17 protein-coding genes and 1 pseudogene are annotated in these 17,741 nt (G+C 70.9%); 8 read left to right on the top strand and 10 right to left on the bottom strand.

Annotated elements, in window-relative coordinates:
• Positions 1 to 103: 103 nt before the first annotated feature.
• The 8 genes and pseudogenes from ACIBJG_RS00005 to ACIBJG_RS00040 form a co-directional block, all read right to left on the bottom strand.
• Positions 104 to 499: pseudogene (locus tag ACIBJG_RS00005) on the bottom strand (rhodanese-like domain-containing protein); the annotation flags it as partial.
• Positions 496 to 1,029: a cysteine dioxygenase gene (locus tag ACIBJG_RS00010; RefSeq protein WP_399302225.1), complete on the bottom strand. Its 534-nt coding sequence runs from the start codon at positions 1,027 to 1,029 to the stop codon at positions 496 to 498. The pseudogene ACIBJG_RS00005 and the gene ACIBJG_RS00010, both read right to left, overlap by 4 nt.
• A gap of 74 nt (positions 1,030 to 1,103) precedes the next feature.
• Complete coding sequence (locus ACIBJG_RS00015; RefSeq protein ID WP_311307652.1) at positions 1,104 to 1,190, bottom strand: putative leader peptide; 87 nt, start codon at positions 1,188 to 1,190, stop codon at positions 1,104 to 1,106.
• A 32-nt stretch (positions 1,191 to 1,222) separates the two neighbouring features.
• Entirely contained in the window at positions 1,223 to 2,836 is a 1,614-nt protein-coding gene (locus ACIBJG_RS00020) for an FAD-dependent monooxygenase (protein ID WP_399302226.1), read from the bottom strand.
• Between the two features lie 239 nt (positions 2,837 to 3,075).
• Entirely contained in the window at positions 3,076 to 3,966 is an 891-nt protein-coding gene (locus tag ACIBJG_RS00025) for an amino acid ABC transporter permease (protein ID WP_399302228.1), read from the bottom strand.
• Positions 3,963 to 4,628 (bottom strand): amino acid ABC transporter permease, encoded by a 666-nt coding sequence (locus ACIBJG_RS00030; RefSeq protein WP_399302230.1) that lies wholly within the window; start codon positions 4,626 to 4,628, stop codon positions 3,963 to 3,965. Before ACIBJG_RS00030 ends, ACIBJG_RS00025 begins: the two co-directional genes overlap by 4 nt.
• 74 nt (positions 4,629 to 4,702) lie before the next feature.
• The gene (locus ACIBJG_RS00035; RefSeq protein WP_399302232.1) at positions 4,703 to 5,545 is read right to left on the bottom strand and encodes a glutamate ABC transporter substrate-binding protein; all 843 of its coding nucleotides are present in this window, start codon (positions 5,543 to 5,545) and stop codon (positions 4,703 to 4,705) included.
• A gap of 69 nt (positions 5,546 to 5,614) precedes the next feature.
• Positions 5,615 to 6,403: an amino acid ABC transporter ATP-binding protein gene (locus ACIBJG_RS00040; RefSeq protein WP_219571647.1), complete on the bottom strand. Its 789-nt coding sequence runs from the start codon at positions 6,401 to 6,403 to the stop codon at positions 5,615 to 5,617.
• Between the two features lie 315 nt (positions 6,404 to 6,718).
• Here ACIBJG_RS00040 and ACIBJG_RS00045 point away from each other — a divergent pair, with 315 nt between their 5' ends.
• The gene (locus ACIBJG_RS00045) at positions 6,719 to 7,411 is read left to right on the top strand and encodes a response regulator transcription factor (protein WP_399302234.1); all 693 of its coding nucleotides are present in this window, start codon (positions 6,719 to 6,721) and stop codon (positions 7,409 to 7,411) included.
• Between the two features lie 16 nt (positions 7,412 to 7,427).
• A complete protein-coding gene (locus tag ACIBJG_RS00050; protein ID WP_399302236.1) occupies positions 7,428 to 8,822 on the top strand; it encodes a sensor histidine kinase in 1,395 nt (464 codons plus the stop codon).
• A 79-nt stretch (positions 8,823 to 8,901) separates the two neighbouring features.
• Here the strand turns inward: ACIBJG_RS00050 and ACIBJG_RS00055 are convergent, their stop codons facing one another.
• A complete protein-coding gene (locus tag ACIBJG_RS00055) occupies positions 8,902 to 9,900 on the bottom strand; it encodes a TAXI family TRAP transporter solute-binding subunit (protein WP_399302238.1) in 999 nt (332 codons plus the stop codon).
• A 123-nt stretch (positions 9,901 to 10,023) separates the two neighbouring features.
• Between ACIBJG_RS00055 and miaB the strand changes: the two genes are divergently transcribed.
• Both miaB and ACIBJG_RS00065 read left to right on the top strand, forming a co-directional pair.
• The gene (gene miaB / locus ACIBJG_RS00060; protein WP_399302241.1) at positions 10,024 to 11,544 is read left to right on the top strand and encodes a tRNA (N6-isopentenyl adenosine(37)-C2)-methylthiotransferase MiaB; all 1,521 of its coding nucleotides are present in this window, start codon (positions 10,024 to 10,026) and stop codon (positions 11,542 to 11,544) included.
• Positions 11,545 to 11,599: 55 nt separating this feature from the next.
• Complete coding sequence (locus ACIBJG_RS00065; RefSeq protein WP_399302243.1) at positions 11,600 to 12,313, top strand: class III extradiol dioxygenase subunit B-like domain-containing protein; 714 nt, start codon at positions 11,600 to 11,602, stop codon at positions 12,311 to 12,313.
• Positions 12,314 to 12,431: 118 nt separating this feature from the next.
• Here the strand turns inward: ACIBJG_RS00065 and ACIBJG_RS00070 are convergent, their stop codons facing one another.
• Positions 12,432 to 12,695 carry an antitoxin gene (locus ACIBJG_RS00070; protein WP_399302245.1) on the bottom strand — a complete coding sequence of 88 codons (264 nt, stop codon included), beginning with the start codon at positions 12,693 to 12,695 and terminating at the stop codon, positions 12,432 to 12,434.
• A 241-nt stretch (positions 12,696 to 12,936) separates the two neighbouring features.
• On the opposite strand from ACIBJG_RS00070, the gene miaA reads away from it, so the two are divergent.
• From miaA to ACIBJG_RS00090, 4 genes are all read left to right on the top strand, one after another.
• The gene (gene miaA / locus ACIBJG_RS00075) at positions 12,937 to 13,875 is read left to right on the top strand and encodes a tRNA (adenosine(37)-N6)-dimethylallyltransferase MiaA (RefSeq protein ID WP_399302247.1); all 939 of its coding nucleotides are present in this window, start codon (positions 12,937 to 12,939) and stop codon (positions 13,873 to 13,875) included.
• Between the two features lie 107 nt (positions 13,876 to 13,982).
• Entirely contained in the window at positions 13,983 to 14,423 is a 441-nt protein-coding gene (locus tag ACIBJG_RS00080; RefSeq protein WP_399302249.1) for a hypothetical protein, read from the top strand.
• A 77-nt stretch (positions 14,424 to 14,500) separates the two neighbouring features.
• On the top strand, positions 14,501 to 15,373 hold the full coding sequence (dapF, locus tag ACIBJG_RS00085) for a diaminopimelate epimerase (RefSeq protein WP_399302251.1): 873 nt from the start codon (positions 14,501 to 14,503) through the stop codon (positions 15,371 to 15,373).
• Positions 15,374 to 15,568: 195 nt separating this feature from the next.
• Entirely contained in the window at positions 15,569 to 17,701 is a 2,133-nt protein-coding gene (locus ACIBJG_RS00090) for a RelA/SpoT family protein (protein WP_399302253.1), read from the top strand.
• Positions 17,702 to 17,741 lie beyond the last annotated feature (40 nt).

Raw genomic sequence — 17,741 nt, forward strand, 5'->3', positions numbered from 1 at the left:
GGGGGGCCGGGGGGGGCGGCCGGGGGGCCCCCCCCGGGGGGGGGCCCCCCCCGGGGGGGGCGGCCCCCCCCGGGGGGGGGGGGCCCCCGGCCCCCCCCCCCCCGGGCCCCCCCGCCGCACGCCAGGCATGGAAGCCGCCGATGAGGTCCGTCGCCCGGTACAGCCCGAGGCGGTGCAGGGACTCGGCGGCGAGGCTCGACGCGTACCCCTCGTCGCAGATCACCACCACCCGCAGACCGTGGCTCACGGCCTCCGCCGCGCGATGGCTGCCCTGCGGGTCCAGCCGCCATTCCAGTTCGTTGCGTTCGACGACCAGCGCCCCCGGAATCAACCCGTCACGTGCCCGCAGTTCCGCGTAGCGGATGTCCACGAGGAGCGCGCCGTCCTCGGCCGCAGCCTTCGCCTCCTGCGGTCCGAGCCGCTCGTACCCGTCCCGGACCCGCTCCAGGAGCTCGTCGATCCCGACCCGGTCGTCGCCGTCGTGCCGTGCGTCGCTCACTGCCAGTCCTCCGGGCGTTCGGTCTGCTCGAGGCGGAGCACCGCGCCGATGCGGCTGTAGCGCCGGATCTGCGGCAGCGGCGGGTAGTACGCGTGGACGGAGACGGCGTGCTCCGTGGCGGACTCGTTCAGCACCTCGTGGACATGGTGGCGGCCGAATGCCTTGCCCTGGCCTGCCGCCAGTTCCCGTGACCGGTCGATGTCCTCGGCCAGCTCCAGGGTCTTCCAGCCGTCGGTGGGCAGCCGCGCCGCGAGTGAGTGCTCCTTCAGCGTGCCGGCCGCCGTGAGGAAGGCGCCGATCGAGTCGGCGTGGTCGTGCCAGCCGGTGCCGGTGCCGGGCGGCCAGCCGATCAGCCAGGCCTCGCTGCCGCCGGGCCCGTCGAGCCGGATCCAGGTACGGCCCTCGGGGTCGAGGGGGAGCGAGGCGACGAGTGCGGTGTCGGCGGCGGTACGGCGGACGAAGTCGAGCAGTTCCGCAGCGGTCGGACCGGCGGACGTGCGTACAGGCGCAGGGGAGGGGGAAGCAGACACAGGGACCGTCCTGAGAGTTCGCGTGGACGCCCCGGCCGCACGTCACAGCGCGCGGCGGAGCGGAGGAAGGCGATTCAGCAGGACGGGCGACACACGCAGCCCGCATAGCGGAGCAGGTCCATATGGACCCTCCGCCACAGGCGCACATCGGTGTCGGTCATGTTCCGGAGTAGACCATGCGCGCCTGCGTCGGTCAATTGACGTCTGCGGTGCGGTCGGAGCGTACGGAAGCGAGTGCCGCGCCGCCGCGGGCCGCGTCCGCCGCCGCGCGGAGCTCCGCCGGCCGGACCCCGCCGAACGACTCCACGAGATGACCGTCCGGCCTGACCAGCAGCACCGTGTGCGCGGAAGCACCCGGATAGCTCTCGGCGACCAGCAGTTCGGCCTTCACCGGGAGGGCGTCGACCGTCTCGACGAGCCGCGGCATGAGCCCGGCCCGCATCCAGTGCCGCCGGTCCCAGACCCCGGTCCCCGGCGCGACGAGCACCACCAGCAGATGCCCCTGCCCCAGCCGCTCACGTAGCCGTACGGCAGTTCCGTCCGGCGCCGTGACCCGCACATCGGCGACCGGCGCACCGGGGGGCGTACCCACCGAGGTGTGCGCCTCGGCGCGTGGGGGCGCAAGGGGGGAATGGGAGTAGGACGGGGGCGCACCGAGTGGGCCGCAGCCCAGATGTCCGTCGGTCAGCAGTGAATCGTGCCCCCGTGCGCTCCCCGGGACCAGGGTCCGCAGACCTCCGCCGCCCCGCAGTATCGGCAGCGACTGGTCGGCGGCGCGCAGGCGGGAGGCGACGGCGGCCCGGCGTTCGGCCTGGTAGCTGTCGAGGAGCACCTCGGACGCGCCGTGGTGCCAGGCCAGTGCCAGTTTCCACGCCAGGTTCTCGGCGTCCCGCAGCCCCTCGTCGAGCCCCTGGGTGCCGAGAGCGCCCAGCAGATGGGCGGCGTCCCCGGCCAGGAAGGTCCGCTTGACCCGCCACCGCCGGGCGAGCCGGTGGTGGAGCGTGTAGACGCCGGTATCCAGCAGCTCGTACGGGGGCGTCTCGCCGCACCAGCCCTCCAGGGTGTCCCGGACCCGGGTGACCAGCACGTCCGGCGTGACGAGCTCACCGCGCGGCGGCAGCAGCCAGTCCAGGCGCCAGACGCCGTCCGGCAGCGGTCGCGCGGTGACCTCGGCGCCGCCGGTGCGCCAGGGCGGCAGCCGGTGAAGGACGGCTTCCCCCGGCCAGGGGAGCTCGGTGCGCAGCGCGGCGACGGCATGCCGCTCCACCGCCGTACGCCCGGGAAACCGGATGTCGAGGAGCTTGCGCACGGTGGACCGCGCCCCGTCGCAGCCCACCAGGTAACTCCCGCGCCACCAGGTCGAACCGGGTTCCCGGGTGTGCACCGTGACGCCGTCGGGGTCCTGCTCCAGCGTGTCGATCCGGCTGAGCCGCGCCGTCTGTACGAGTTCCTGCGCGGCCACCGCGTCCCGCAGCCCCCGCACCAGAGCGTGCTGCGGAACGTGGACGGGGGCGGCCGGCAAGTCGCCGGCGGGAGAGCGTTCGCCGAGCGGCAACTCGCGTACGAGCTGCCTGCGCCGCATGGAGCGCCAGCCGGACCAGCGAAGGCCCTCGTCCTCGAGCGTCTTGCAGCCGAGCCGTTCCACCAGGTCGGCGGTGTCCTCGCGCAGCACGACCGTGCGGGCCGGACGTGTCTCGTCCTTGCCCGGGTCCTCGTCGAGGAGCACGGAGGGCACGCCCTGCGCCGCGAGGGCGAGCGACAGCACCAGGCCGACCGGCCCGGCCCCGACGACGATCACCGGGTCCACGGCGAGGCCCCCGGAACACCTGTGGCCGGACGCGCGGAGGCGCACGGGAAGGGGGAGGAGGCCGGGACGGCCCCTGAGACGGAGGGCGGCGTCGAAGGAGATGCGGCGGCGGAGGCTCGGGGCGCGATCACAGAACGTATGCAACCTACTGGGGGTGCGTGCGTCAAGTGACACCGGAACGCGGCGAGGGGCGGGGGCTCATGCGCCCCCGCCCCTCGCGGGCATCTGTCGACGAGCCGTCAGGTGGACGCCGAGTCCATGACGAGCACCGGCTCACCGACCGTCGTCGGTGCGCCCTTCTTGCCGTCGCTCTTCTTCCGTTGCCGCAGCCGCCGCTCCAGCCAGCTCGCGAACGAGGTGAGGGTGAAGTTCAGCGCGATGTAGATCACGGCGATGATCGTGAAGCACGCGATGGTGTTCGCGCCGTAGTTCGCGGCCATCGGCCGGACCGACGCCAGCAGCTCGGGGAACGTCATCATCGCGCCGCCCAGGGCGGTGTCCTTCACGATCACCACGAGCTGACTGACGATCGCGGGGAGCATCGCGGTGACCGCCTGAGGCAGCAGCACGAAGACCATGGTCTGGCCCTTGCGCATCCCGATCGCCTTGGCTGCGTCGGTCTGCCCCTGCGGAAGGGTCAGGATGCCCGCCCGCACGATCTCGGCGAGCACCGACGCGTTGTAGAGCACCAGTCCGGTGATCACGGCGTACAACGGACGGGTGTCGGTACTGATGTTCGTGTACTCGGAGTACACCGCGTTCGCGATGATCATCAGGATCAGTACGGGAATGGCCCTGAAGAACTCCACCACCACACCGGACGGCACCCGCATCCACCGGTGGTCCGACAGCCGGCCGATACCGAACAGGGCGCCCAGTGGCAGCGCGATGATCAGCGCGAAGAACGCCGCCTTGAGCGTGTTCCAGAGCCCGGGCCAGATGTACGTCTCCCAGGGCTGGGAGCTGGTGAAGAAGGGCTTCCACTTGATCCAGTCGAGCTGGTGCTTGGAGGCGAGGCCGTCGTACACCCACCACACCACGACCGCGGCGACGAGGACAAACAGGACCGTGTAGAGGATGTTGCGCCGTTTGGCGCGCGGTCCCTGGGCGTCATAGAGGACGGAGCTCATCGCTTCACCGCCACCTTCTTGCTCACCCAGCCGAGAAGGAGGCCGGTGGGGAGGGTCAGAACGATGAATCCGAAGGCGAAGGTGGCCGCGATCAGCAGCAGTTGGGCCTCCGCCTCGATCATGCCCTTCATCAGGTACGAGGCCTCCGCCACGCCGATCGCGGAAGCCACCGTGGTGTTCTTCGTCAGCGCGATCAGCACGTTGGAGAGCGGGTTGACGACCGAACGGAAGGCCTGCGGGAGGATGATCAGCCGCAGTACCTGAGCGAAGCTGAGGCCGAGAGCGCGCGCAGCCTCGGCCTGACCGACCGGCACCGTGTTGATGCCGGAGCGCAGTGCTTCGCAGACGAACGCTGCGGTGTACGCGCTCAGGGCGAGCACCGCGAGCCTGAAGTTGATGTCGGTGAAGTCACTGGCACCGAGCTTGATGTCGAGCGTCTGGAACAGACCCAGCGACGCGAAGATAATGATCACGGTCAGCGGAATGTTCCGGACCACGTTGACGTAGCCGGTCGCGAAGCCGCGCATCAGGGGGACCGGGCTGACCTTCATGCCGGCCAGCAGCGTTCCCCATATGAGGGAGCCGAGGGCGGAGTAGACGGTGAGCTGCACCGTCACCCAGAACGCCCCAAGCAGGTCGTAACCATCAAGAAAGTCGAACACGATCTCCCGCGCTTCCGCGTGTAGGAGGGCACGGCGCGCCGCCCTCAGTGGCGGCGCGCCCGGTCAGCCCTGCTTCACTTGACGACGTTGCCGATCTTCGGGGCCTCTTCGTTCTTGTAGCCCGCCGGACCGAAGTTGGCCGTCACGGCCTTCTCCCAGGAACCGTCCGAGACCATCTTGGTCAGCGCGTCGTTGATCTTCTTCTTGAGGTCGGCGTCGCCCTTCTTCAGGCCGATGCCGTAGTTCTCGTTGGTCATCTTGAAGCCGGCCAGCTTGAACTTGCCCTTGTTGGCATCCTGCGAGGCGTAGCCGGCCAGGATGCTGTCGTCGGTGGTCAGTGCGTCGACGACCTTGTTCTCCAGGCCGGTCAGGCACTCCGAGTAGCCGCCGAACTCCTGGAGCTGGGCCTTCGGGGCAAGCTTGTCCTTCACGTTCTTCGCCGAGGTCGAGCCGGTGACCGAGCAGAGCTTCTTGTTGTTCAGGTCCTCGGGCGACTTGATGGAGGCATCGTCCGCGCGGACCAGGATGTCCTGGTGGGCGAGGAGGTAGGGGCCGGCGAAGTCGACCTTCTGCAGCCGCTCGTCATTGATCGAGTACGAGGCGGCGATGAACTTCACGTCACCGCGCTCGATCGCCGTCTCACGGTCGGCGCTCTTGGTCTCCTTGAACGTGATGTCCCCGGCCGCGTAGCCCAGTTCCTTGGCGACGTACGTGGCGACATCGACGTCGAAGCCGGTGTACTTGCCGTCCGGGGTCTTCAGGCCGATACCCGGCTGGTCGATCTTGATGCCGATCGTGATCTTCTTGCCGCCGCCCGACCCGGCCGAGTCGTCCTTGTCGTCGGAACCACAGGCGGTGGCGGTCAGGGCGAGGGCGAGCACGGCGGCCGAGGCGGCGGTGACCTTACGAAGCTGCATGGTGAAATTCCCTAGAGTTGACGCGATGTGAGTGATCGGCCGGTCCGGAGACCGGCGCCGAAGGCTCCATCAGTGGTGAAGGATCTTCGACAGGAAGTCCTTGGCCCGGTCACTGCGCGGGTTGCTGAAGAACTGGTCGGGCGTGGCCTCTTCGACGATCTTTCCGTCCGCCATGAAGACGACCCGGTTCGCCGCGGAACGGGCGAAACCCATCTCGTGGGTGACGACGACCATGGTCATGCCGTCTCGGGCGAGCTGCTGCATGACCTCCAGCACCTCGTTGATCATCTCCGGGTCGAGCGCGGAGGTCGGCTCGTCGAAGAGCATGACCTTCGGGTCCATCGCCAACGCCCGCGCGATCGCCACACGTTGCTGCTGGCCGCCGGAGAGCTGGGAGGGGTACTTGTCGGCCTGGGTTCCGACGCCCACCCGGTCGAGCAGTGAACGCGCCTTGTCCTCGGCAGCCTTCTTGTCCGTCTTGCGGACCTTGAGCTGGCCGAGCGTCACGTTCTCGAGCACCGTCTTGTGCGCGAAGAGGTTGAACGACTGGAAGACCATGCCGACATCGGCACGCAGCCTCGCCAGCTCCTTGCCCTCCGCGGGCAACGGCTTTCCGTCGATCGAGATCGCGCCCGAGTCGATCGTCTCCAAGCGGTTGATCGTGCGGCACAGCGTGGACTTCCCGGACCCGGAGGGCCCGATGACGACCACGACCTCGCCGCGGGCGATCGTCAGGTCGATGTCCTGGAGCACATGCAGCGCGCCGAAGTGCTTGTTGACGTTGCTCAGCACGACCAGGTCGTCGCCGGCCGCGGGTGCAGCGTCCTCGGCGCCCTTGGTCACTGAAACTCCGCTCATCGGCTTAATGCTCCGTCCTCCTCGGTTGGGAAGGACCTTAGTGACGCAGTGCGACCAGCGTCATTACATCTGAGCGGAAATTGAGCATAACGATCCGGCCGCAACCGGACACTCCGCGTGAACAGGGCGCCTTTCCGGGCCTCGGGGCGTACCGGGTGCATAACGGAAACCCGGATGCAACAGGCGGGCACTTGACTGGCCCCCCGTCATCGGAGTGGATGCTCTGGTACACCCTGACGTGAAACGCCCCGGTACGGGGAAGTAACCCGAGGTGTACGTGACCGTACGAACAACGCGCGTCCGGAGAGGGGGGCCATGAGACTGCTGCTCGTCGAGGACGACAACCACGTCGCCGCCGCCCTGTCCGCGATCCTCGCCCGGCACGGCTTCCAGGTGGTACACGCCCGCAGCGGCGAGGAGGCCCTGCAGGCGCTCCTGCCCGCCGATACGGAACCCTTCGGCGTCGTGCTCCTCGACCTGGGCCTCCCCGACCAGGACGGCAACGAGGTCTGCGGGAAGATCCGCAAGCGCAGCTCCGTACCCGTGATCATGGTGACGGCGAGGGCCGACGTCCGCTCACGGATCCACGGGCTCAACCTCGGCGCCGACGACTACGTGACCAAGCCGTACGACACCGGCGAGCTCCTGGCCCGTATCCACGCCGTCAGCCGGCGCAAGACGGGCACCGAGGACACCGCGCCCACGCCCGTCGCCGCACTGCGCCTGGGACATGTGCACATCGAGCTGCCGACCCGCCGGGTCAGCGTCGACGGGAGCGAGGTCCAGCTCACCCGCAAGGAGTTCGACCTGCTCGCACTGCTCGCCCAGCGGCCCGGTGTGGTGTTCCGCCGGGAGCAGATCATCAGCGAGGTGTGGCGTACGAGCTGGGAGGGGACGGGGCGCACGCTGGAGGTGCATGTCGCTTCCCTTCGCTCCAAGCTGCGGCTGCCCGCCCTGATCGAGACCGTGCGCGGGGTCGGCTACCGCCTCGTCGCGCCGGTCGCGTAGAGGGCGTACGTTCCCGTTGCGCACCCGGCTGCTTCCGCTGCTCATCGTCCTCATGGCGGGCGTCCTGCTCGCGCTCGGCTTCCCGCTGGCCGTCAGTGTGGCGGCGGCCCGGCAGCAGGGTGTGGTCATCGACCGCATCGACGACACGGCACGCTTCGCCGCGCTCGCCCAGTTCATCACCGAACGCACCAGCGGCTACGACGAACGGCGCCGCACACTCCAGACCGAGCTGGAGACGTACGACTCCGTGTACGGCATCAGGGCCGGCGTCTTCTACCGCGACGACTCCGCGATGGCCAAGGCTCCGGGGTCCTGGCGGCTGCCCGTCGAGGGTGAGGGCCGCGAGGCGTTCAAGGAGGCACTGCTCGGCCGCCGCAGCCACGATCCGCCCCAGGTCTGGCCCTGGCAGGACGGCAGGGTCGTCGTCGCCTCGCCCGTCGTGCGGGACGGTGACGTGATCGCCGTCGTCGTCATCGACTCGCCCACCGGCCAGATGCGCGCCGCCACGCTCCGCGGCTGGCTGGTGATCGCCGCGGGTGAGGTGGTCGCGATGCTGGTGGCCGTCGGCGCCGCGAACCGGCTCACCGGCTGGGTGCTGCTCCCCGTGCGGACACTGGACGCCGCCGCCCACGACATCGCCAGCGGCCGGATGCGGTCCCGGGTGGCGGCCTCCGGCGGCCCTCCGGAACTCAGGCGCCTGGCCCGCTCGTTCAACGAGATGGCCGACAACGTCGAGGACGTGCTGGAGCAGCAGCGCGCCTTCGTGGCCGACGCCTCGCACCAGTTGCGCAACCCCCTGGCCGCCCTGCTGCTGCGGATCGAGCTGCTCGCCCTCGAACTCCCCGAGGGCAACGAGGAGATCGCCTCCGTGCGTACGGAGGGCAAGCGCCTCGGCCAGGTCCTCGACGACCTGCTCGACCTGGCACTGGCCGAGCACGCCGACGCCGATCTGCAGCTCACGGACATAGGCGCCCTCAGCGCCGAACGGGTCGCCTCCTGGCGGCCGGTGGCCGAGGAGAAGGGCGTACGGCTGCGGGCGGACGGCATCGGGGCCGTCACCGCCTGGGCGGACCCCATCGCCCTGTCCAGCGCACTCGACGCCATCATCGACAACGCCCTCAAGTTCACCCCCGAGGACGAGGAGGTCCGGATCACGGTCGCCTCCGATGCCGCGTCCGTCACCGTGGTCGTCGCGGACGGCGGACCGGGGCTCACCGAGCAGGAGATGGAGCGCGTCGGCGACCGCTTCTGGCGCAGCTCCCAGCATCAGAACGTACGGGGGTCGGGCCTCGGCCTCTCCATCTCCAAGGCACTCCTCGCCGCGAGTGACGGCTCGCTCTCCTGTGCGCGCAACGATCCGCACGGGCTGCGCGTGACGGTCTCGGTGCCGCGCAACGGGCCGCAGGGCTGAGGAGCCGGGCCTGCGGGGGGAGGTCTCAGGGCTCGGACCGAAGGGGGGCCTGAGGGCTTGGACCGAATGGTGGGGCCCCTCAGGGCTTGACCGAGCGGTAGTAGCGCTTGGCCCCTTCGTGCAGCGGCAGCGGATCCGTGTAGATCGCCGTCCGCAGGTCCACCAACTGCGCGGCGTGCACCTCGCGCCCGATCCGGTCCCGGCTGTCGATCACGGTCCGGGTGAACGCCTCCGTCATCGCCGCGTCGGTACGGTCCGTGGTCACCAGCACGTTGGCGACCGCGACCGTGGGCACGGCCTGCCCCTGCTGCGCGTTGCCGTACGCGTCGGCCGGCATCACGGCCGAACGGTAGAAGCGGGTGGACCCGCCGGCCGCCTGCAGCTGCCTGATGAGCGCGTCCTCCAGCGGAACCAGCCGGATCGAGAACCGGGCGGAGAGATCCGCGACCGCAGTGGTCGGCAGCCCGCCGGACCAGAAGAACGCGTCGAGCCGGCCGTCCTCCAGTAGTTCCGGCATCGTGTCGATGCCCGCCGGAACGGCCGTGACGTCGGCGACGGGGTCCAGCCCCGCAGCCGTCATCAGCCGGTCGGCGACCAGCCGGACCCCGGACCCGGGCTGTCCGACCGCGACCGTCTTGCCGCGCAGATCCGCGACCTTGCGGATGTCCGAGCCCCGCTTCACGACCAGCTGTATGTAGTCGTCGTACAGGCGGACACAGCCGCGCAGCCGGTCGGCACCCGGCTTGTGACCCCGGAGATACGTGGCGACGGCGTCGGTGGTGGCGATGGTGAAATCGGCCTTGCCCGTCGCCACCCGGGCGATGTTCTGCTGCGAGCCCTCGCTGGTCTGCAGCTGTATCGAGACCTTGGGAAGATCCTTGGCGAGTGCGCCCTTGAGCCGCTCGCCGTAGCGCTCGTAGACGCCGCTGCGCACCCCGGTACTGAACTTCAGCGTCCCGGTCGGCGCCGGATCCCCGAGGGGGAGCAGCCACCAGAGCAGCAGTCCGAGCACGACGACGAGGGCGGCGCCCGCACGCAGCGAGCGACGCCGGCCGATTCGGGACAGAGCCGGGAGCATGGCGGCGATCCTGCCAGGTGTTTCCCGGCCCTGGCCAGGGCCGCCGTCGGATCTGCCCACCCGTCCCGGCGGCCGGAAGCCGCCCGCGGCGGGAGGTGTCCGTGCAGCGCCTACCCTTGTCGCATGAGCAGCGGCAACCGGAGCGAAGCAGTGGACGTCAGAAAAAGCTATGAGGTGCGCACCTACGGGTGCCAGATGAACGTCCACGACTCCGAGCGGCTGTCGGGGCTGCTGGAGGACGCCGGCTACGTGCGGGCGCCCGAGGGCTCCGACGGCGACGCCGATGTCGTCGTGTTCAACACCTGCGCGGTGCGGGAGAACGCCGACAACAAGCTCTACGGAAACCTCGGCCGGCTCGCCCCGATGAAGACGAAACGCCCCGGGATGCAGATCGCGGTCGGCGGCTGCCTCGCACAGAAGGACCGCGACACCATCGTCGAACGGGCCCCCTGGGTCGACGTCGTCTTCGGTACGCACAACATCGGCAAGCTGCCCGTGCTGCTGGAGCGCGCCCGTATCCAGGAGGAGGCGCAGATCGAGATCGCCGAGTCCCTGGAGGCGTTCCCCTCGACGCTGCCCACCCGCCGCGAGTCCGCGTACGCTGCCTGGGTCTCGATCTCCGTCGGCTGCAACAACACCTGCACCTTCTGCATCGTCCCGGCGCTGCGCGGCAAGGAGAAGGACCGCCGGACCGGCGACATCCTGGCCGAGATCGAGGCGCTGGTCGCCGAGGGCGTCTCCGAGATCACCCTGCTCGGCCAGAACGTCAACGCGTACGGCTCCGACATCGGCGACCGCGAGGCCTTCTCCAAGCTGCTGCGCGCCTGCGGGCGGATCGAGGGCCTGGAACGGGTCCGCTTCACCTCCCCGCACCCGCGCGACTTCACGGACGACGTGATCGCGGCCATGGCCGAGACGCCGAACGTGATGCCGCAGCTGCACATGCCGATGCAGTCGGGCTCGGACACGGTCCTGAAGGCGATGCGCCGCTCGTACCGGCAGGAACGCTTCCTCGGCATCATCGACAAGGTGCGGGCCGCGATGCCGGACGCCGCGATCTCCACCGACATCATCGTCGGCTTCCCCGGTGAGACCGAGGAGGACTTCGACCAGACCATGCACGCGGTCCGCGAGGCGCGCTTCGCCAACGCCTTCACCTTCCAGTACTCCAAGCGCCCCGGAACCCCCGCAGCCGACATGGACGGGCAGATCCCCAAGGAGGTCGTCCAGGAGCGGTACATGCGCCTGTCCGTCCTCCAGGAGGAGATCTCCTGGTCGGAGAACAAGAAGCAGGTCGGCCGCACGCTGAACGTCATGGTCGCGGAGGGCGAGGGCCGCAAGGACGGTGCCACACACCGGCTGTCCGGCCGCGCCCCCGACAACCGCCTGGTCCACTTCACCAAGCCCGACCAGGACGTACGGCCGGGCGACGTGGTGACCGTCGAGATCAGCTACGCCGCCCCGCACCACCTGCTCGCCGAGGGTGCGCCCCTCGGGGTGCGGCGGACCCGCTCGGGGGACGCCTGGGAGAAGCGCACCGCCGCCGCGGCCGCCAAGCCGGCCGGCGTCATGCTCGGCCTGCCCGGGATCGGCGCCCCGGCGCCGCTGCCCGCCGCCTCGGCACCGGGCTGCGGCTGCGACTGACGGGCGTTGCGGGCTCCCGTACGGGGGCGGGCGGCGGGCCAGTACGCTGCCCCTCATGCTTGTCGCCGCCGCTGTCTGCCCCTGTCCGCCGCTGCTGGTCCCCGACGTCGCCGCCGGTGCCGCGCCCGAGCTCGATGCAGCCAGGACCGCGTGCACCGACGCCCTGGGCGTCCTCGCGGCGTCCCGGCCCGATCTGCTGATCGTGATCGGCCCCGCGGACCTCGCGGGCCGCGGCCCCCATCCCGAGGGCGCCACCGGCGGCTTCCAGGAGTTCGGCGTGGACCTCGACGTACGGCTGGGGCGCGATCTCGGCACGGTCGCCGAGCGCCCGCTCGCCCCGTCGCTCGCGGTCGGCGCGTGGCTGCTGGCCCGCACCGGATGGGCGGGCACCCCGGTCGAGGCGCTCGGGGTGGGGGAGCCGCTGGAGACCGGCCGCTGCACGGAGACGGGGCGTGCGCTGGCCACGCGCGCGGACCGGGTCGCGTTGCTGGTGATGGGCGACGGCAGTGCCTGCCGCACCCTGAAGTCGCCCGGCTACCTGGACGAGCGCGCCGCCGGGTTCGACGCGGAGGCCTCGCGGGCGCTGGGCGCGGCGGACACGGCCGCGCTGATCGCCCTGGACGAGGCGCTGGCGTACGAACTCAAGGCTGCGGGCCGCGCGCCCTGGCAGGTGCTCGCGGGAGCGGCCGAAGGTGCCGGGCTCGACGGGCGGCTGCTGTACGACGACGCGCCGTACGGCGTGGGCTACATGGTCGCGGCCTGGTCCTGACCGCACCCCGGTCGCCTTCACCGGAGGGCCGGCTCCCGCAGGCAGAACAGAACACACGACGGCCGCGGAGCGGCGCCGCTCCACGGCCGTCGTGTGTTCTGTTCTGCCGCTCCGGGTGTCAGGAAGCGGGCGGCGGCGGAGTGCTGCCCGGGGTGGGCGGCGTACCGCCCCCGTCCTTCTGGGACAGCTTGTCCACGGCCTCCTTGGCCTTCTGCGTGCCGGTCACGATCTTGTCGCTGTACTTGCCCTTGGTCTTCGCGTCCACCGTCCGCGCGGCCTTGTCGAGCCCCTGGTCGATCTTGTCCCCGTGCTGCTGCGCGAGGTCGCTCACCTTGTCCTTCGCCGGGCTCAGCTTCGCCTTCAAATTGTCCATGAAGCCCATCGGACACCTTCTCTGCTGGGGGGCTGCGTGCGCGTGCTCTCTCCGGTCCCGATACCCGCCGCGCTGTCCCGTACTCTCCCGGCCGCGGCATCGGCGGTCCTGGAGGACAAACGGCAGAACCATGAGAAACCACCCATATGTAGACGCCATTTTACTAGGCGCCGCGTCACTGTGCGGGCCGCCCCACGGCCCTCTGCGTCGTCCATTCGGGAACGGCCACGAGGTTTGCGAGACTGTGGCAGTGAGAAGTCCAGCTCCCGCACCGCGGGTCATCGCCGTCGTCGGTCCCACCGCAGCCGGAAAGTCCGACCTGGGGGTGTTCCTCGCTCAGCAGCTCGGGGGCGAAGTGGTCAATGCCGACTCCATGCAGCTCTACCGGGGGATGGACATCGGCACCGCCAAGCTGACACTCGCCGAGCGCGACTCCGTGCCCCACCGGTTGCTGGACATCTGGGACGTCACCGAGACCGCCAGCGTCGCGGAGTACCAGCGCCTGGCCCGCACCGAGATCGACCGGTTGCTCGCCGAGGGCCGCACACCCGTCCTGGTGGGCGGTTCCGGTCTGTACGTGAAGGGCGCGATCGACGCCCTGGAGTTCCCCGGTACGGACCCCGGCATCCGGGCCGCGCTGGAGGCGGAGCTGGCCGAGCACGGCTCCGGAGCGCTGCACGAGCGGCTCGCCGCGGCCGACCCCGAGGCGGGCCGCGCGATCCTGCCGAGCAACGGCCGGCGCATCGTGCGGGCCCTCGAGGTCATCGAGATCACCGGCAAACCCTTCACCGCCAACCTCCCCGGTGACGACGCGGTCTACGACGCCGTCCAGATCGGCGTCGACGTGGCGCGCCCCGAGCTCGACGAGCGCATCGCCGTGCGCGTCGACCGGATGTGGGAGGCCGGCCTCGTGGACGAAGTGCGCGACCTGGAGTCGCGCGGGCTGCGGGAAGGCCGCACCGCCTCCCGGGCGCTCGGCTACCAGCAGGTGCTCACCGCCCTCGCCGGGGAGTGCACCGAGGACGAGGCGCGTACCGAGACCGTGCGCGCCACCAAACGCTTCGCGCGCCGCCAGGACTCCTGGTTCCGCCGCGACCCGCGCGTCCAGTGGCTGAACGGTGCCGCGGAGCACCGCGGGGAACTCCCGGGCCGGGCGCTGGCGTTGGTCGAACGAGCGGTTACAGCCTGATCACGTGATGGCATCGGGAAGCCCTGCCCGTCATTTCGGCGACCTGCGGCGTGCCATCATCGAGCATCGATCGACCAGTGGAGTCCGAGTTGGGAGGGCGCGTGGCGATGGAGGCCGGCCCTCGCGACACAGAACAAGACGCACCGGACACGCAGCACGACGCAGGACGCCTGAGCCCCGACGGGCCCGATGAGCTCGCTGTGACCCCCGAGGTCGAGGTCGAGCTCCGTCCCGCCCGTCGGATGCGCATCTGGCAGCTCGCGCCGATCGTCATGCTCGCCGCGCTGGGATCGCTGATGTTCGCCTTCCCGCTCGCCTTCGAGGTGGGCGACGGCGGCCCGGTGGTCGCCATGCTGGGACTGCTGATCAGCTGCTGCGCCGCCGGCTGGGGCATGATGGCCGCCCGCCGCGTCGGGCACACCTGGCCGGGGCTGCCGTCCAGGGGTTCCGGGGAGCGGGCCGACTGGCGTGTGGTCGCGTTGTACGTGGCGGTGTGCGCCGCACTGGTCGCGCTGGCGGTCTGGCGCGTGGCACGACTTCGGGGCTGACGGACAGGTCCGGGCGCCCCTCCGCGTCCGGCGGGCCGGTTCGCCGCGCTGTCGGTGCGGCCTCGTACAGTTGTCCTGTGACCACCTCGCAGATCGCCTTCCTCAAGGGCCACGGCACCGAGAACGACTTCGTGATCGTTCCCGACCCGGACAACGCCCTCGACCTGCCCGCGTCCCTCGTCGCCCGCCTGTGCGACCGCCGCGCGGGCATCGGCGGCGACGGTCTGCTGCACGTCGTGCGGTCCGCCACGCACCCCGAGGCGCAGGCGATGGCGGACGACGCCGAGTGGTTCATGGACTACCGCAACGCCGACGGTTCGGTCGCCGAGATGTGCGGAAACGGCGTGCGGGTCTTCGCCCGCTACCTGCAGCGCGCCGGCGCCGTGGAGGAGGGCGACCTCGCCGTGGCCACCCGCGGTGGCGTGAAGAAGGTGCACCTCGCCAAGAACGGCGACGTCACCGTCTCGATGGGCCGCGCCCTGCTGCCCGGCGACGGGGTCACCGTCACCGTCGGCGGCCGCAGCTGGGAAGCCCGCAACGTGAACATGGGCAATCCGCACGCGATCGCGTTCGTCGACGACCTGGCGCACGCCGGGGATCTGTTCAGCGAGCCCTCGTTCGCCCCTGCCGCCGTCTACCCCGACGGGGTCAACATCGAGTTCGTCGTGGACCGCGGGCCCCGCCATGTCGCGATGCGCGTCCACGAACGCGGTTCCGGCGAGACCCGCTCGTGCGGCACCGGCGCCTGTGCCGTGGCCGTCGCCGCGGCCCGCCGGGACGCGGCGGACCCGGGGGAGACCGGGGCCCCGGTCACGTACACCGTCGATCTGCCGGGCGGCAGCCTGGTGATCACCGAGCACCCGGACGGCGAGATCGAGATGACCGGAGCGGCCGTCATTGTCGCCGAGGGCATGATCGATCCGGTCTGGCTCGAAACGCTGAACGGGTAGGACCCGCCGCCCCCATGTGCCGGTCGGTCCGAAGATCGAAACGCTGAACGGGCAGGGCTTCGCTCGAATGGGTGATCCGTTTCACGCTGGGCGAGAGCCGGACTCCGCCACGTGGTGGGGTCGGTAGCATCAAGCACCGGCCCGGAGGCGCGACCGCACCTTCCCACCGCCGGTCGACGTTGCCGGAGGTGCCCCATGAGCGCAGAGGCCACCAACTCAGGTGCTCCCATCCGCAGGCGGGGCCGTCCCCGGATCGATCTCCGCAGGCTGGGCCGGGTCGCCCTGCTCGGCCCGGTCTCCCGGGACCGGCTGCCGGACGCCATCGGCCATGTCGCCGAGGCGCACCGGGCCCACCACCCCGACGCCGATCTCTCGGTGCTGCACCGGGCCTACGTGCTCGCGGAGAGCTCGCACCGCGGACAGATGCGCAAGAGCGGCGAGCCGTACATCACGCACCCGCTCGCGGTCACCCTCATCCTCGCCGAGCTCGGCGCCGAGACCACCACCCTGACCGCGTCCCTCCTGCATGACACGGTCGAGGACACCGAGGTGACCCTCGACCAGGTGCGGGAGCAGTTCGGCGAGGAGGTCTGCTACCTCGTCGACGGCGTGACCAAGCTGGAGAAGGTCGACTACGGGGCCGCCGCCGAGCCCGAGACCTTCCGCAAGATGCTCGTCGCCACCGGCGACGACGTGCGGGTGATGTCGATCAAGCTCGCCGACCGGCTGCACAACATGCGCACCCTGGGCGTGATGCGCCCCGAGAAGCAGGCCAGGATCGCGAAGGTCACCCGCGACGTGCTGATCCCCCTCGCGGAACGGCTCGGTGTGCAGGCGCTCAAGACCGAGTTGGAGGACCTCGTCTTCGCGATCCTCCATCCCGAGGAGTACGCACACACCTGCGTGGTCATCTCCGCCGCGACCGCTGAGGCGGACCCGCTCACCGCCATCGCGGGCAACGTCGCCTCGGTGCTGCGGGAGGCCGACATCACCGCCGAAGTGGCTGTCAGGCCACGCCACTTCGTCTCCGTGCACCGTGTCCGGATCAAACGCGGCGAACTGCGCGGCAGCGACTTCGGACGCCTGCTGGTGCTCGTGGCCGAGGACGCCGACTGCTACGCCGTCCTCGGTGAGCTCCACACCTGTTTCACCCCGGTGATCTCGGAGTTCAAGGACTTCATCGCCTCACCCAAGTTCAACCTGTACCAGTCGCTGCACACCGCGGTCGTGGGCCCTGAGGGCGAGGTGGCCGAAGTCCTCATCCGCACCCACCGCATGCACAAGGTCGCCGAGGCCGGTGTCATCGCGCTCGGCAATCCGTACGCCGCCGACGGCACGGCACCGAGCACCGAACCCGCCGACGGCGAACGGGCCGACCCCACCCGCCCCGGCTGGCTCTCCCGGCTCCTCCAGTGGCAGCAGTCCGCCCCCGACCCCGACACCTTCTGGACCACCCTGCGCGCCGACCTCGCCCAGGACCGCGAGATCACCGTCTTCCGCACCGACGGCGGCACGCTCGGCCTGCCCGCGGGCGCCAGCTGCGTCGACGCCGCCTACGCGCAGTACGGAGACGCCGCACACAGCTGTATCGGGGCCCGGGTGAACGGCCGGCTGGCCACGCTCAGCACCGTGCTCGGCGACGGCGACACGGTCCAGCCGCTCCTCGCCGAGGACGCCGCGTCCGGGCCCTCGCCCGGCTGGCTCGACCACGCGCGGACGCCCACCGCCCGCATCGCCATCACCGGCTGGCTCGACGCCCATCCCCAGGACACGGAAACCGCCGCCGCAAGCGCGCCCGACGGCAGCGGGCCCGGCCCGCAGCCCGACCGGTCCGCCCGGCCCGCGCGGTCCGTGTCCGCCGGGACGGCCGGCCGCACTGTGAGCGCCGTCGTCGAGCGGCCCGACACCACCGTGCGCCTCGCGGGCTGCTGCACCCCCGTACCCCCCGACGACGTCACCGGGTTCACGGTGCGCGGCGGCGCGGTCACCGTGCACCGGCTGGAGTGTCCGGTCGTGGCCGAGATGGAGGCCGTCGGCCGGGTGCCGGTCGTCGTGAGCTGGGGGGACGTGGCCGAATGCCGGGTGACCCTGGTCGCGGAGTCCTTCGGGCGGCCCCGGCTCCTCGCGGACCTCACCGAGGCGATCGCCGGCGCGGACGCGGCGGTCATCTCCGCCACCGTCGAACCCCCCAGCGAGCAGCGCGTACGCCACACGTACACCCTGCAGCTCCCCGACGCCGCCGGCCTGCCCGCGCTGATGCGCGCCATGCGTGACGTACCGGGGGTGTACGACGTGAGCCGTGCCCAGCACCCGGCCGCCGCGATCTGATCCGTCGCCCCCCACCTCCGCCACGGCGGTTCTCGTTCGG

The sequence above is a fragment of the Streptomyces sp. NPDC050422 genome (assembly GCF_044458665.1).
Taxonomy (GTDB): Bacteria; Actinomycetota; Actinomycetes; order Streptomycetales; family Streptomycetaceae; genus Streptomyces.

What these genes read in the sequence shown, in the direction of transcription:
- ACIBJG_RS00015 (WP_311307652.1), bottom strand. Translation starts at nt 1,190, where the DNA reads ATGACCGACACCGATGTGCGCCTGTGGCGGAGGGTCCATATGGACCTG.
- ACIBJG_RS00025 (WP_399302228.1), bottom strand. Translation starts at nt 3,966, where the DNA reads ATGAGCTCCGTCCTCTATGACGCCCAGGGACCGCGCGCCAAACGGCGC.
- ACIBJG_RS00035 (WP_399302232.1), bottom strand. Translation starts at nt 5,545, where the DNA reads ATGCAGCTTCGTAAGGTCACCGCCGCCTCGGCCGCCGTGCTCGCCCTC.
- ACIBJG_RS00040 (WP_219571647.1), bottom strand. Translation starts at nt 6,403, where the DNA reads ATGAGCGGAGTTTCAGTGACCAAGGGCGCCGAGGACGCTGCACCCGCG.
- ACIBJG_RS00045 (WP_399302234.1), top strand. Translation starts at nt 6,719, where the DNA reads ATGAGACTGCTGCTCGTCGAGGACGACAACCACGTCGCCGCCGCCCTG.
- ACIBJG_RS00055 (WP_399302238.1), bottom strand. Translation starts at nt 9,900, where the DNA reads ATGCTCCCGGCTCTGTCCCGAATCGGCCGGCGTCGCTCGCTGCGTGCG.
- miaB (WP_399302241.1), top strand. Translation starts at nt 10,024, where the DNA reads ATGAGCAGCGGCAACCGGAGCGAAGCAGTGGACGTCAGAAAAAGCTAT.
- ACIBJG_RS00065 (WP_399302243.1), top strand. Translation starts at nt 11,600, where the DNA reads ATGCTTGTCGCCGCCGCTGTCTGCCCCTGTCCGCCGCTGCTGGTCCCC.
- ACIBJG_RS00070 (WP_399302245.1), bottom strand. Translation starts at nt 12,695, where the DNA reads ATGGGCTTCATGGACAATTTGAAGGCGAAGCTGAGCCCGGCGAAGGAC.
- ACIBJG_RS00080 (WP_399302249.1), top strand. Translation starts at nt 13,983, where the DNA reads ATGGAGGCCGGCCCTCGCGACACAGAACAAGACGCACCGGACACGCAG.
- ACIBJG_RS00090 (WP_399302253.1), top strand. Translation starts at nt 15,569, where the DNA reads ATGAGCGCAGAGGCCACCAACTCAGGTGCTCCCATCCGCAGGCGGGGC.